Origin of the sequence: Sulfurimonas xiamenensis (assembly GCF_009258045.1) — a bacterium.
In the GTDB taxonomy this organism is placed as follows: Bacteria; Campylobacterota; Campylobacteria; order Campylobacterales; family Sulfurimonadaceae; genus Sulfurimonas; species Sulfurimonas xiamenensis.
In genome coordinates, this window is record NZ_CP041166.1 from 1,254,631 (window position 1) to 1,268,342 (window position 13,712).

17 protein-coding genes are annotated in these 13,712 nt (G+C 36.3%); 13 read left to right on the forward strand and 4 right to left on the reverse strand.

Annotation, left to right across the window (positions count from 1 at the left end):
• Positions 1–2: 2 nt before the first annotated feature.
• The 8 genes from FJR47_RS06315 (at position 3) to FJR47_RS06350 (ending at position 5,537) form a co-directional block, all read left to right on the forward strand.
• Positions 3–785, forward strand: coding sequence for an ABC transporter permease (locus FJR47_RS06315; RefSeq protein WP_152299604.1), 783 nt, complete (start codon positions 3–5; stop codon positions 783–785).
• Entirely contained in the window at positions 773–1,510 is a 738-nt protein-coding gene (locus FJR47_RS06320) for an ABC transporter ATP-binding protein (protein WP_152299605.1), read from the forward strand. Before FJR47_RS06315 ends, FJR47_RS06320 begins: the two co-directional genes overlap by 13 nt.
• Positions 1,510–2,760 (forward strand): NnrS family protein, encoded by a 1,251-nt coding sequence (locus tag FJR47_RS06325; protein WP_152299606.1) that lies wholly within the window; start codon positions 1,510–1,512, stop codon positions 2,758–2,760. Before FJR47_RS06320 ends, FJR47_RS06325 begins: the two co-directional genes overlap by 1 nt.
• 97 nt (positions 2,761–2,857) lie before the next feature.
• Positions 2,858–3,139, forward strand: coding sequence for a DUF1104 domain-containing protein (locus FJR47_RS06330; protein ID WP_152299607.1), 282 nt, complete (start codon positions 2,858–2,860; stop codon positions 3,137–3,139).
• On the forward strand, positions 3,136–3,402 hold the full coding sequence (locus FJR47_RS06335) for a hypothetical protein (protein WP_152299608.1): 267 nt from the start codon (positions 3,136–3,138) through the stop codon (positions 3,400–3,402). The genes FJR47_RS06330 and FJR47_RS06335 overlap by 4 nt, the downstream gene beginning before the upstream one ends.
• A gap of 17 nt (positions 3,403–3,419) precedes the next feature.
• On the forward strand, positions 3,420–4,076 hold the full coding sequence (locus FJR47_RS06340; RefSeq protein ID WP_152299609.1) for a response regulator transcription factor: 657 nt from the start codon (positions 3,420–3,422) through the stop codon (positions 4,074–4,076).
• Positions 4,057–5,217 carry a sensor histidine kinase gene (locus FJR47_RS06345; protein WP_152299610.1) on the forward strand — a complete coding sequence of 387 codons (1,161 nt, stop codon included), beginning with the start codon at positions 4,057–4,059 and terminating at the stop codon, positions 5,215–5,217. The genes FJR47_RS06340 and FJR47_RS06345 overlap by 20 nt, the downstream gene beginning before the upstream one ends.
• Positions 5,211–5,537 carry a hypothetical protein gene (locus tag FJR47_RS06350; RefSeq protein WP_152299611.1) on the forward strand — a complete coding sequence of 109 codons (327 nt, stop codon included), beginning with the start codon at positions 5,211–5,213 and terminating at the stop codon, positions 5,535–5,537. The genes FJR47_RS06345 and FJR47_RS06350 overlap by 7 nt, the downstream gene beginning before the upstream one ends.
• On the opposite strand, the gene FJR47_RS06355 is transcribed toward FJR47_RS06350, so the two are convergent.
• The 4 genes from FJR47_RS06355 to FJR47_RS06370 form a co-directional block, all read right to left on the reverse strand.
• The gene (locus FJR47_RS06355; protein WP_241691003.1) at positions 5,534–6,754 is read right to left on the reverse strand and encodes an MATE family efflux transporter; all 1,221 of its coding nucleotides are present in this window, start codon (positions 6,752–6,754) and stop codon (positions 5,534–5,536) included. The two genes, FJR47_RS06350 and FJR47_RS06355, sit on opposite strands and share 4 nt — an antisense overlap.
• Before the next feature lie 92 nt (positions 6,755–6,846).
• Positions 6,847–7,128 (reverse strand): hypothetical protein, encoded by a 282-nt coding sequence (locus tag FJR47_RS06360; RefSeq protein ID WP_241691002.1) that lies wholly within the window; start codon positions 7,126–7,128, stop codon positions 6,847–6,849.
• 62 nt (positions 7,129–7,190) lie between these two features.
• Positions 7,191–8,054 carry a DUF808 domain-containing protein gene (locus tag FJR47_RS06365; RefSeq protein WP_152299613.1) on the reverse strand — a complete coding sequence of 288 codons (864 nt, stop codon included), beginning with the start codon at positions 8,052–8,054 and terminating at the stop codon, positions 7,191–7,193.
• Between the two features lie 4 nt (positions 8,055–8,058).
• Positions 8,059–9,264: an MFS transporter gene (locus tag FJR47_RS06370; protein WP_152299614.1), complete on the reverse strand. Its 1,206-nt coding sequence runs from the start codon at positions 9,262–9,264 to the stop codon at positions 8,059–8,061.
• Positions 9,265–9,412: 148 nt separating this feature from the next.
• On the opposite strand from FJR47_RS06370, the gene FJR47_RS06375 reads away from it, so the two are divergent.
• Genes FJR47_RS06375 through hslU form a run of 5 tightly spaced genes read left to right on the forward strand, consistent with a single transcriptional unit; the run spans position 9,413 to position 13,707 of the window.
• A complete protein-coding gene (locus tag FJR47_RS06375) occupies positions 9,413–10,627 on the forward strand; it encodes an argininosuccinate synthase (RefSeq protein ID WP_152299615.1) in 1,215 nt (404 codons plus the stop codon).
• 17 nt (positions 10,628–10,644) lie between these two features.
• Positions 10,645–11,382 carry a ferredoxin-thioredoxin reductase catalytic domain-containing protein gene (locus tag FJR47_RS06380; RefSeq protein ID WP_152299616.1) on the forward strand — a complete coding sequence of 246 codons (738 nt, stop codon included), beginning with the start codon at positions 10,645–10,647 and terminating at the stop codon, positions 11,380–11,382.
• A gap of 8 nt (positions 11,383–11,390) precedes the next feature.
• The gene (gene rplI / locus FJR47_RS06385; RefSeq protein ID WP_152299617.1) at positions 11,391–11,837 is read left to right on the forward strand and encodes a 50S ribosomal protein L9; all 447 of its coding nucleotides are present in this window, start codon (positions 11,391–11,393) and stop codon (positions 11,835–11,837) included.
• The gene (hslV, locus tag FJR47_RS06390; protein WP_152299618.1) at positions 11,837–12,382 is read left to right on the forward strand and encodes an ATP-dependent protease subunit HslV; all 546 of its coding nucleotides are present in this window, start codon (positions 11,837–11,839) and stop codon (positions 12,380–12,382) included. The genes rplI and hslV overlap by 1 nt, the downstream gene beginning before the upstream one ends.
• Positions 12,379–13,707, forward strand: coding sequence for an ATP-dependent protease ATPase subunit HslU (gene hslU / locus FJR47_RS06395; protein ID WP_152299619.1), 1,329 nt, complete (start codon positions 12,379–12,381; stop codon positions 13,705–13,707). Before hslV ends, hslU begins: the two co-directional genes overlap by 4 nt.
• Positions 13,708–13,712: the final 5 nt, after the last annotated feature.

Consider the following 13,712-nt stretch of genomic DNA (forward strand, 5'->3'; position numbering starts at 1 on the left):
ATATGAAATTTGCACTTAAAATTATAAAAGACTTTCCTGCATATTTATGGAGCGGATGGGGAGCTATCGCTTCCATACTTCTTTTTATTGCGCTTTGGGATGTTGGCAATCAAATGTATGGTAATTTAGTTCTTCCTTCACCTCTAGAGACTTTTAAAACATTAAATGCAATGCTGCATGATGAGAGCGTTATTAATGAGATAAATACTACACTTTATCGCGCTTCCATCGGTTTTGGTATTTCACTTATATTTGGAACTGCTCTTGGTCTATTGGCAGGATTTTTTGCTACAGCTTCTATGATGAGTCGACCTATTGTAACCATTTTTGTAGGTATGCCTCCGATTGCATGGATCGTTCTTGCAATGATTTGGTTTGGTATGGGTGATGAAACCGTTATATTTACAGTTATCGTTGCTTCTTTTCCTATAGTTTTTGTCGGAGCGCTTCAAGGAACACGAACACTTGACGGAGATCTTAAAGAGATGGCTGAGAGCTTTCATTTTCCTTGGCACATGCGCTTTTTCGATGTCTATTTTCCGCATATTTTTTCATATGTTTTTCCTGCTTGGGTCAGCGGTCTTGGTATGGCATGGAAAATAGTTGTAATGGCAGAGCTTCTTGCTACAAGCAACGGCATCGGAGCTTCTCTGGCTGTTGCAAGAAGCCAGCTAGACACACCTACAGCACTTTCTATAGTGGTTATTATGATAGGTTCTCTTATGTTTATAGAGTATATTGTTTTAGAGCCGATTAAAAGAGAGGTTGAGTTATGGAGAGATTAGAGGTTAAAAAATTAAATCACCATTTTGGTTTTACGGAAATTTTAAGAGATATCAACTTTACTCTAAATAAAGGTGAGGTTCTCTCTATCGTTGGTCCTAGCGGCGGTGGAAAAACAACGCTTCTGCACCTTTGCGCAAATCTGCTTGATGTTGAGGATGGAAGCGTTACAAATACCTTTGAAAGCAGTGCGTATGCTTTTCAGGAAGCAAGACTGCTCCCATGGAAAAATGTTATAGACAATATCGCTTTAGCACTTATTGCAAAAGGTGAGAAAAAAGATACGGCTATCAAAAAATCACAAGAGATAGCACTTCGATTTGGACTTGATGAAGAGGATTTTGAAAAATTTCCAAAAGATTTAAGCGGAGGAATGAAGCAGAGAGTGAGTTTTGCAAGAGCACTTGTCGTCAAACCATCCCTCCTCTTTTTGGATGAGCCATTTTCTGCTCTTGATATCGGACTCAAAAAAGAGCTACAAAGCGTTTTGATAGATATGATAAGCAAAAAAGAGATAAGCATCCTCTTTATCACCCATGACCTTATGGAAGCGATTCGCCTGAGTGATGAGATGCTTCTTCTTAAAGCAGATCCGGGGCATATTGTAAAAAAATTCAAATTTGATTTGATTCAAAATCAAAGAGATGATAAATATGTTTACAGTAAAAGTGCAGAGATACTGCAAGATGAAAAAATTATTGATACATTTGAACTGGAATTAAAGTAATGAGTAATAAAAAAGAACAGACACAAACTTTACATGCTACAAATCACTATCTTTACTATCCTGATGAGAAGGATGTACCTACATATTTAGCATATGGATTTAGACCTGCATTTTTACTTCTTGCTCCTTACCTCGTTATCTCTATGCTTTTGTGGGGACTGATTTGGAGCGGAATTATCAATATTCCGTTTATGGATAATATTTTAATCTGGCATGTTTATGAAATGCTATTTGGTATTTTAACTGCAGGAATATTGGCTTTTTTAACCACAGGGCTGCCTGAACTTTTTCCAGGAATGGTTCCTCTTATAGGCAAAAAACTCAAATATGTTGTGTTTTTATGGTTAGCCGGACGCATAAGCTTTTGGTTTATTGATATAACAGGTGTTTACATAGCCGCTTTTTTTAATCTTGCAATGCTTGGATGGCTGATCTGGTTTGCCAAAGATGCTGTTTTGGATAAACTTCAAAGACATGCATCTTTAGGGTATGCGATGGTAGCTCTTTTTATACTTGAAGCATGGTTTTTTGCGTCAATGGCAGGATTTGCCCAAACTGATGCAATGGATATACTTAAAACTGCTCTTGGCGGACATGTAGTTTTAATACTGCTTGCTATGAGAAGAGTAAATATGGAAGCTGTCAATGAACTTATGGAAGACAAAGGAATTGATGATATTTATATTGCTCGCCCTCCATTGACAAATCTTGCTATTTTTACCGTTATAACATTTACTATAGTAGAATTTTTCTACCCTTACAATTCTGCTTTAGGGTGGCTTGGACTTGCAGCGGGAGCTGCTATTTTGGCAATTACAAGTGATTATAATCTAAAAGACAAATTCATACTAAATCAGCCTTATGTAATTTATCTTAGTTTGGTTTTTATTATGATCGCTGTTGGCTACGCATTTATGGGTTGGGATATTTTAAGCAATAAAGGTGCAAATATAAACCACTTTAGACACTTTATAACAAGCGGTGGTTACGGACTTGCTTATTTGATGGTTATGATAATCATAGGATGGATTCATACAGGAAGACATCTTACTTCAAATATCTATACACACCTTATGGTGTTTTTTATGCTCCTGGCTTCTATTATGAGAGGGTCTATTCCATTTTTTGAGGAGTATGCAAATGAACTTTATCTCTACTCATCGATTATTTGGACTCTGCCTTTTGCAATATACATAAAACTATTTTTTAAATTTTTACTCTCACCTCGTGCGGATGGAATCAAAGGGTAAAAAACTTATCAAATAAATCAACTATTTTAGAGCTTCACAATAATTTCACACTCCTTTGATATAGTTTTAAAAGCTAGAAAACAAAGGAGATCTATAAATGAAAAAGATAGCAATATTATCACTGCTGAGTATAAGTTTATGTTTTGCAACCGATTACTCTCTTATGAGTACAGAAGAGCTGCAAAGTATGCGCGGTTCTGTCCCCGCCGAAGATCGTGACGCTTTTAAAGCTGAAATGCAAAGCCGTGTTCAAAACATGAGTCAAGAGGAGAGAGACTCCTTTAAAGAAAACAATTCTCAAAGCGGCACAAAGCAAGGCTCTCAAGATGGATCAGGCAATATGTATAAAGGTTCAAGAGGCGGCGGTAAATACAGATGAGAAAATTATACGCTGCAGGCATTAATTACAATCAAAGCGGCATAAGAGATATTTTAAAAAATCTCTCTACAGAAGATAAAAACAGCATAATAGTGCGGCTTAGTTCTATGAATCAAACAGACAGATCAGCGGTAATCACCCAAATAAAAAAGATTGATCCAGATACTCTAAGCTTGCAAGATTATGTCAATGCGCTTAATAGTATGTTGAACAAATCAAATCTAAATAAAATAAAAATTGAAAACTTTTCAGTTTCTATATAATTAAGATATAATTTTTTATGAAAATTTTATATCTTGAAGATGACATAAATTTATCGCAAACTGTTGAAGAGTTTCTTAAAGATGAGGGTTTTGATGTCGTTTGTGTATATGATGGAGAGGAGGCATTAGAGTCTATTTATACTGCAAGATTTGATCTGTTTCTTTTGGATGTAAGTGTTCCGCAAATCGACGGATTTGAACTTTTAAAAGAGTTAAGGGAGGCAAATATTTTAACTCCTGCAATCTTTATAACCTCGTTAAACAGCATAAAAGATCTCTCTTCTGGCTATGAGTGTGGCGCAGATGACTATGTTAAAAAACCATTTGCACTAAAAGAACTGCTTCTTAGAATCAATGCTCTGCTAAAAAGAGTATATAAAACACAGGAGCGGCTTATTAAGGTAACAGATGAGATAGATTTTAATATTTACTCAAATGAACTAATAAAAGAGGGTGAAAAAATAGCACTTAATCAAAAAGAGCTGTTACTCTTAAAATTGCTTTTAAGATATAAAAACGAATGTGTTAATTTTGAAAATATATATCAAAATGTTTGGCAGTATAACGAAAGCCACAGCTATATGAGTCTTAGAACCTATATTAAAAATTTGCGAAAACATATAGGAAAAGAACACATACTAAGTATAAAAAACATTGGATACAAACTTGTATAGTGGTGAAAAAAAAAGTATTCTTTATGTTTTGGGACTCTATCTAAGCTCCACACTTCTGCTTATTGCGACTCTTTTTACAAGTTACTATTTCTATGAAAAAGATCAACTTATGCATGACGAAAAAGAAACTTTAAAAAAATATGCACTTAAGATTGAAGATAAGCTCTCCGCTCTTCATGAAGTAAACAATCATGACTATAAATATCCAAGATTTGATGATTTTAAAAGTGCAATTTACGATATTGATAAAAATCTTATCTTTAGCACTTTTGATGATGATATTGAGGAGTTAGAGAATAAGTTTTTTATAAAAGACTCTAAATCTTATCTTATCACATCCCTGTCACCCTACTATATGGGGGCTGCATATATCGTTGTACAAAAAGAGACAAAAAACCTAGATATTTTAAACGCTTTAATTTATCTCGCAATTATTGTTGTTTTGATTACCATAATTACATCCTTTTTTCTTGTAAATTTGGTTTTAAAACCCATAAGAGAAAACATAAAACTTCTTGATAACTTTATAAAAGATACAACACATGAGCTAAATACGCCCATAACAGCAATTTTAACAAATATAGAAACACTTGATTCGACAAATTGTGATGAAAAAACACTTCGAAAATTAGATCGGATAAAGATTGCGTCTATGGGCATCTCAAATATATATCAAGATTTGGTCTATCTGCTTTTAAATCATAAAACATCAACTCAAAATATAGATTTAAATCTCTCTCAAATATTAGTTCAAAGAGTAAACTACTTTGCAAATATGGCAAATATGAAAAAAATCAAGTTTGTTTTGGAGATAAAAGAGAATGTTCATTTTATCGCCGATAAACAAAAAATGGAGCGTTTAATCGACAATATTCTCTCAAATGCAATCAAATACACAAGAAAGTCAACAGCAATAACTGTCACACTTAATGAATCAATGCTAAGTATTGAGGATGAGGGAAAAGGCATGAGCAAGGAAGAGATAGAGAAAATTTTCACAAGATATCTGAGGTTTGACAAATCTCAGGGCGGATTTGGAATAGGATACAGTATTATAAAATCAATTATTGATGAGTATAATATAAAAATAGACATTAAGTCCAAACAGAACAAAGGAACAAAGGTGACTCTGACATGGTAAAAAAAATAGTTTTTTTTCTTCTCTTTTGCACTCTGTTAAACGCTTCCGAATTTGAGCAAAACTGTTTAAGCTGCCATGGGGAAGACTTTAAATTTAATATTATTATGAAAAAATATACTCTTAAATACAGCAGTGAAGAAAGAATCAAAAAAGCTATTTTTGAGTATCTTAAAGATCCCACTTACGATAAATCTATCCTGCCTCTTGAATATCTAAAAAAATTTGGTATAAAAAAGAAGAGTGAGCTTGATGATAAGACGCTAAAAAAAATGATAGATATATATTATAATAAATTTAATCTCTCCTCTAAACTATACTAAACTTTGGTATCAAGCCAGGCTCTCTTTTTGTAAAGATAAACATAAATAAGCCCTTTTAAAAGAGTCTCTATATTCATAATTACAAAAATTGCAATGATTCCATAACCCATTTTATAGGCTATATAAGATGGAATAACCCTAAAAACCCATAAAGAGAAAACATTGACTTTGAGCGTTGTTTTTGTGGCTCCTGCTCCTCTTAATGCTCCAGAGTAGACAAACATAATAGCAAGAGGAATCTGTGCAAGTCCCACTAATACAAGATAGTAGGAAGCCACTGCAATTGTCGCACTGTCTTTTGTAAAAAAACCAACCAAAAACTCCGGAAAAAGAATGAGAAAAACGCCTACACTTCCCATAAAGACATAAGCGATTCGTCCGCTTATAACTCCCATATTGTAAGCTCGCTCTTTGTCATTTGCTCCTAAATTTTGTCCTACAAGAGCCATTGCAGCTATTGCAAAACCAAAACCGGGCATAAAAGCAATTCCCTCTATTCTAAGTCCTACCTGGTATCCCGCAAGTTCTGCTGTTCCATAAGCGGCGATAATTGCTACAAAAACCAAAAACGACATGCTTGAGATCCCGCGATCAAGTGCTGCACTCCACCCTATATGCCAAACCCTGATAAGATCTTTTACTCTGATAATCGGAACGATATTTAACTTTGAGTGCGGATTTTTTATCAATATGTAATAAGCTGCTACATTAAAACAGTAGGAGATGATTGTTGCATATGCAGCTCCCTCTATTCCCATCGCATCAAAACCATAATGACCAAAGATAAAAACATAATTTAAAAAAGCGTTGATCGCTGTAGAGATAAGTTTGATATAGAGCGAATTTTTCGTATCTCCTGCAGCTGAGAGCGCATTGTAGAGAAGCGTATCTATAAAAATAACCACGATACCCAGTGATATTATCTTAAAATAGAGCGCACCCTGCTCTACGACATCCTCTTTTGCACCCATGAGTACATAGATATATTCGCTTCCCATATAACCGCCGATGGTTACAAAAATAGATAAAACAACGGCAAAAATCGCAAGCGAATACAAAAGCGCCGAAGCTCTTCTTTTTCTTCCCTGCCCGATAAAACGCGATATTAGTGCATTTCCTCCTACAACATATAGAGTCATAAGCACATTTATCACCATCATAAACTGCATACTCATCCCAACAGCGGCAAGTGCAGAAACACTTACCATACCTATCATAAGCATATCTACAAGGATTTGAAGAATATCTACGAGATGTTTGAGTGCTGCGGGAATTGCAATAGAAAATACCTTCCGCGTATCGCGAGAAATTAGTTTTGAAATAATTGTGATACCTCTTGCATAACTGACATCAGCTCATCTTTTGTCTCAAACTCCAAAGTCATTCTATCTTTCACCTCTTTATGTACAGGTGTAAAATCAAAAACCAAAACAAAAGATTTTATTTTTACTTTATCGCCGTAGAGCTCCACCCACTCCAGACTCATTTCAGCAATTTCGCCATTTAAATCAACAACAACTGCAGGATAAAGCCGCGTAATCCTGCCAAGATCTATATCACCTATTTTTGACTTATATATCATATTTTTCATACAAAAACTTTTTAACTCTTATTTTTTCGTATATTAGCTAATGATGGTTGATATTTGGCTTTTTAACTGCTTCTTATTTTATTCTTAAGAATGTGAAATATTTTCACAACAAACAAAACAACAACCCCTATAATTAAACCGATAAAAAGATCATTGGTTAAAGCAGGAAGTGCTTCTATATAGTAGTCGTGAAAAAACTCTATCTTATGAGAAAGTATTCCACCGCCTACCAAAATCATCGCAAAAGTTCCGACAAATGCGAGAGTTTTTATAAGCTTTGGCATAGCGCCAATTAGAAAATTGCCGCTTTGAATACGCTTTTTTTCTATTAACCAAAAGCCGACATTGTCCATTCTCACAATCATTGCAACTAATCCGTAAACTCCAAAAGTAGCTATTAACGCCACAATAACGGTTGAGGAGACTTGAACCAAAAACGGTTTGTCGGATACCGCAGCAAGAGCAATAACCACAATCTCTATTGAGAGTATAAAATCCGTAAGCACAGCTGACTTTATCTTCTCCTTTTCTATCTCCAAGATGTTCTCTTCTGTTGAGTTTAAAAGCTCCTCATTTTTAACTTCCTCTTCTTTATGAAACAGATATTCTTCTATTTTCTCAACTCCTTCATAAAGAAGAAAAAGCGCTCCAAAAACAAGAATAATCGTGATTAAAAAAGGGGCAAAAGCGGTTAAAGCAAAGGCTACAGGCAAGATGATGGCCTTGTTTTTCAAAGAGCCTTTTGTAATCGCCCAGATAACTTTTAACTCTCTTGATTGATCAAACCCAGTAGCCTTTTGTGCATTGACCGCCAAATCATCCCCGAGAATTGCAGCCGTCTTTTGCGTAGCCATTTTACTTGCAACTGCCACATCATCCGCAAGCATCGCGATATCGTCTAAAAGTAAAAAAATTCCTGATGCCATCTCTCTATCCTACCTCTTTAATATTTTGAGTACTAAGCACCCATTTAAAATAAATTGCACCGACAACAAATCCAAATCCTATAAGGAGTGTTATAAACTCCAAAGAGAAACCCTTTGTTGCCAAAAAACCTATCATAAAAGATGTAATTGTAGCCGATGTTAAAAACAACATATCGTTATATGCTACGATTCGTCCGTAATATTTCTTCTCTATATTTTTTTGCAAAAGCGTGTATGTGTAGGACCACAGAGTTGTGGTAAAAAAACCCACGATGACACTTGCAAAGAGCGACATGTAAAAATCCTTCATAAGATATGCCCAGAGCCAAATTGCAAATGCTTGAAAAATAAAAACATTTACCAACCTTTTGTTGTTTATCCAGTTTCCAAGAATAACGGGCCCAATAACAAGACCGACTGCTCTTGAAGCGTGCAAAAGCCCAAGAGCAAGTGATGTTGCGATGATGGAGGCATAATATTTATCTACCATAAGCGCCACCAACGCATCAAAAGCGGTAAGTCCCACAAAAGAGTGCATCAGCATCAAATGGACGGCGTGTGGATTTCTCTTAAAGTATCTGAAACTATCACGCATCATCTCTTTTAAACTCTCTTTGCTCTTTATAAACTCCACTTCAATGCGGAGCTTGTAAAGCAGGAAAAAAGCAACGACAAACATCATAGCATCAAGGATAAAAGCCACCTTTACACCAAGCCAAAAAACAACAAAACCGCTGATTGCCATGCCCAAAGTGTAAGAGAGCGACCAGATAATAGAGTGAAGCTCGTTTGCTTTTTGAAGCTTCTCTCCTCCGAGCAGTTTTGGCAGAAGCGACATCTCTGTTGTGAAGTAAAAACTAGCCGCCGCCATCTTTAAAAACACAAGAGTATAAAGAAGCCACAGATCAGAGAGTTCATTTACAAAAACCAAAAAAAGAGTAGCAAAAATCTCAACTGCTATCAATATCAGCATAAGCTTTTTTGGTTTCATACTGTCAATTATTGAACCTGAAAATGGTGCTTGTATGATTCCAGAGAGAAAATGCAGCATTGCCGTAAACGCTACAACTTCAGGGGAAACCTGCATATGCAAAAGAAGCGTATAGATAGCAACATTGCTAAACCAAGCCCCAAAATAGGCGATAAGCTGTATGGCAGAGAGTCTTCTAAGTGTGGGTTCTGACTTAAGTAATTGGATGTATTGATTCATAAATGCAAGATTATCATAAATTTTTTACTTCTAAACTTAACGCTTCAGTCATATTTGTTTTTTTTATTTTCAATAATTCCACTAACCGTTCTTTAATATTTTTTATAGTAAACTCGCGGTAATTATTTTGCTCACGGGGGTTTTTTAAATGAAAAAAGAAGTTAAAAAAGTAGTCTTAGCATATTCCGGCGGACTTGATACAAGTGTTATTTTAAAATGGTTACAAGATGAATATAATTGTGAGGTTGTTACTTTCACTGCTGATATAGGACAAGGCGAAGAGGTTGAACCTGCACGCGCAAAAGCCCTCTCACTAGGTATTAAACCTGAAAATATTTTCATTGAAGATTTAAGAGAAGAGTTTGTAAAAGATTATGTTTTTCCTATGTTTAGAGCAAATGCTATTTATGAAGGCGAATATCTTTTAGGAACTTCTATTGCAAGACCTCTTATCGCAAAAAGACAAGTAGAGATTGCTCATCTTACGGGAGCTGACGGTGTTAGCCACGGAGCTACTGGAAAAGGAAACGATCAGGTAAGATTTGAAATGGGCTATCTTGGAAAAGACTCCACTTTGACTATTATAGCTCCATGGAGAGAGTGGGATCTGAACTCAAGAGAGAAACTTTTAGCATATGCTGAAACTCACGGTATAAAAATAGAGAAAAAAGGTAAAAAATCTCCTTACTCTATGGATGCAAATCTGCTTCACATCTCTTATGAAGGCGGTATTTTAGAAGACCCGAATGCAGAGCCAGAAGATAGCATGTGGCTGTGGACGACAAAACCCGAAGATGCTCCCGATACTCCTGAATATATAGAAATCGGCTACAAAAACGGCGACCCTGTTTCGTTGAACGGTGAAGAGTTAAGTCCTGCGACAATGCTCGCTACTTTAAACAAACTAGCAGGTAAACACGGTATCGGTCGTGTAGATATCGTTGAAAACAGATTTGTAGGTATGAAAAGCCGCGGATGCTATGAGACTCCGGGTGGGACTATTATGCTAAAAGCGCACCGTGCTATCGAATCTATCACACTTGACCGTGAAGAAGCGCATCTAAAAGATGAATTAATGCCTAAATATGCGAAACTTATCTATAACGGTTTTTGGTTTGCTCCTGAGCGTGAAATGCTTCAAGCTGCAATTGACAAAACTCAAGAAAATGTAGAGGGAAGCGTAAGACTGAAACTCTACAAAGGAAATATTACGGTTGTAGGACGCTCATCTGAGAGTTCACTCTTTAACCCAGAGTACTGTACATTTGAAGAGGATGCGGTATATGATCAAAAAGATGCTGCCGGATTTATCAAATTAAATGCTCTTCGTTTTATTATTGAGGGCAAAGCAAGAAAAAAATAGATACTCAAGGAAACAGTATGAGCATAATCAAGATAGATATAAACTCAGATGAGTTTCAAACCGAATTAGAAAAAACAGTAAAATTTACTGACAAAGTAATCGAACAGTTCAACTGGGTATATAATCCTCAAGCCGAAGTAAATGAGGGCGTACAGATGGGTCTTGCCAGAAATAAGATGATGTATGGCAAGCGCTTCTGCCCATGCTTTATGGTTGAGGAGGTTGAGGGAAAACCAAAAAGCGTTGATGACAGAATCTGTCCATGCAAACCTGCAATAGAAAAAGAGATGCCTGAGGATGGTGTATGTCACTGTGGAATCTACTGTACACCTGAATATGCTGAGAAAAAAAGAGCAGAGATGGGGATGGAAGAAGCAATTCATACTCACTCACGCGGTTTAACAAAAGATGAAGCTGAAACTTTGTTGACCCAAAGAGAGCTAGACGGCGATGAACTGGCATCTCTTGTAGAAGCAAGAGAGCTTGGCATGGTGAAATTTAAGCTTGTAGATGTTCGTGAGCATATGGAGTGGCAGATGGGTCACATAAAAGATGCTGACAAATTGGTTCCTACAAGCAGTTTTTTTGCAGCCCTTGATGATGCAAAATTAAACAAAGATGAAAATATTATTCTTTATTGCCATGTTGGAAGCCGCAGTGCTCACTGTGCAAGAATTTTAACAGATATGGGATATAAAAAAATTGGAAATCTGACTTATGGAATCGTCTCTTACGGCGGCGAAATAGAGAGATAAGGAAAAAAATGAAAGTATTATTGATTAAAGATGTAAAGAGTTTAGGCAAAGCAGGCGAAGTTAAAGAGGTAAAAGATGGCTACGGTCAAAACTTTTTAATAAAAAAAGGGTTTGCAAAACATGCAACTGCTGAAATTTTGGCAGAACATGAAGAGAATCAAAAAAGAGCAGCACAAGAGCTGGCAGATGAAATTGCATCTTTAAAAGATTTGGCAAAAAAACTTGACAAACTCGAAATAGTAATTACAAAAAATGTTGGACAAAACGGACATCTTTTTGGCTCTATCACAAAAGATGAAGTTGCACAAGCTTTACTAGAACAGCACAATATAGAAATAGATAAAAAACATATCACGGACAAAGTTGCTATTAAAACAGTCGGCGAACATGACTTAGACCTTAAACTGGGTCACGCTATCCATGCGACGCTGCATGTGGATGTTGTAGGCGAATAATGTTTGATGCCACTACTATACTTGCATACAAAGGCAAGAATAAAGCAGTAATCGGCGGTGACGGTCAAGTCACTTTTGGAAACAGTGTTCTAAAAGGAAATGCAACAAAGATCCGCACGCTTCATAACGGCAAAATATTAGCTGGTTTTGCAGGAAGTACCGCTGATGCTTTTAATCTTTTTGACATGTTTGAAGATTTTTTAGAGGCAAAAAAAGGCGATATCCTAAAATCCGTCGTAGAGTTTTCCAAAGCTTGGAGAAAAGACAAAGTACTTCGCCGTCTTGAAGCTATGATGATTGTTTTAAACAATGAGCATATTTTCATACTAACAGGCAACGGAGATGTTGTTGAGCCCGAAGACGGCGAGATAGCATCCATTGGGAGCGGCGGAAACTTTGCCATATCTGCTGCGCGGGCCCTTAAAAAACATGCAGAAATGGATGAAGAAGATTTGGTAAGAGAGAGCCTTAGTATTGCGGCTGATTTATGTATCTACACAAACCATAATATAAAAACTCTTATCTTAGAGGGAGAAACGAAGTGAATTTGACGCCAAAAGAGATAGTCGACTACCTAGATAAATATGTTATTTCTCAGCACAATGCTAAAAAAACAATTGCTCTAGCGCTTAGAACCAGATACAGAAGAATGCAGCTCTCCCAAGAGCTCCAAAAAGATATAACGCCAAAGAATATCCTTATGATAGGCTCTACGGGTGTCGGTAAAACAGAGATTTCAAGACGCTTGGCGGGCATGATGAAAGTTCCTTTTATCAAAGTAGAAGCAAGCAAATATACCGAGGTCGGTTTTGTAGGACGCGATGTTGAGTCCATGATTCGAGATTTGGTTGTGGCATCTATCTCCATTGTCAAAGCTGAAAAAGAGGAAGAAAACAGAGAAAAAATTGAAAATTATGTTTTAAACAAAATAGTCGAAAAACTTCTTCCCCCTCTTCCCTCAGGTGCGAGTGAATCTAAGAAAGATGACTATCAAAGACTTTTAGAGGCTATGGAGCAAAGAGTTCTCTCAGGTGAGATGGATGATAAAATCATAGAACTTGAAGTTGAAAAAATACATGTTGAATTCAACGACACAAATCTACCTCCGGAGATGGCAAAAGTTCAAGAATCATTCTCTAAAGTATTCTCTCAAATGAATAAAGAAGATAATAAAAAAGAGGTGACGGTTAAAGATGCAAAATCGATACTAAAAAGCGAAGCGAGTGCAAAGCTTATTGATTCTGCAAGCATTAATGCCGAAGCGCTAAAGCGTGCCGAGGACGGCGGAATAATATTTCTCGATGAGATTGACAAAATAGCTGTCAGTGAAAAATTTCAGGGAAGAAACGACCCTAGCAAAGAGGGAGTACAGCGAGACCTGCTTCCAATAGTTGAAGGTAGCAGCGTAAGCACAAAATATGGTGTGATAAATACTGACCATATTCTTTTTATTGCAGCAGGTGCATTTCATCTCTGTAAACCAAGCGATCTTATTCCCGAACTCCAAGGAAGGTTTCCTCTAAGAGTAGAACTTGAATCTTTAACACAAGAAACTCTCTATAAAATTCTTACCCAAACTAAAAATTCACTGCTTCACCAATATGAAGCACTGCTAAGTACAGAGGGGATGAAGCTTGTTTTTGAAGACGAGGCAGTTAGAGCGATAGCAAAGCTGACTCATCGCACAAACGAAATAACTGAAGATATAGGTGCTAGAAGACTTCATACAGTTCTAGAGAGAGTTCTAGAAGATATAAGTTTTCATGCTGATGAATACAAAGACAAAGAGTTTGTTATCACTGAAAAGTTGGTACATGAAAAACTAGACATTGTTGTCGAAAATGATGACTTGTCGAGATATATCTTATAGGAACA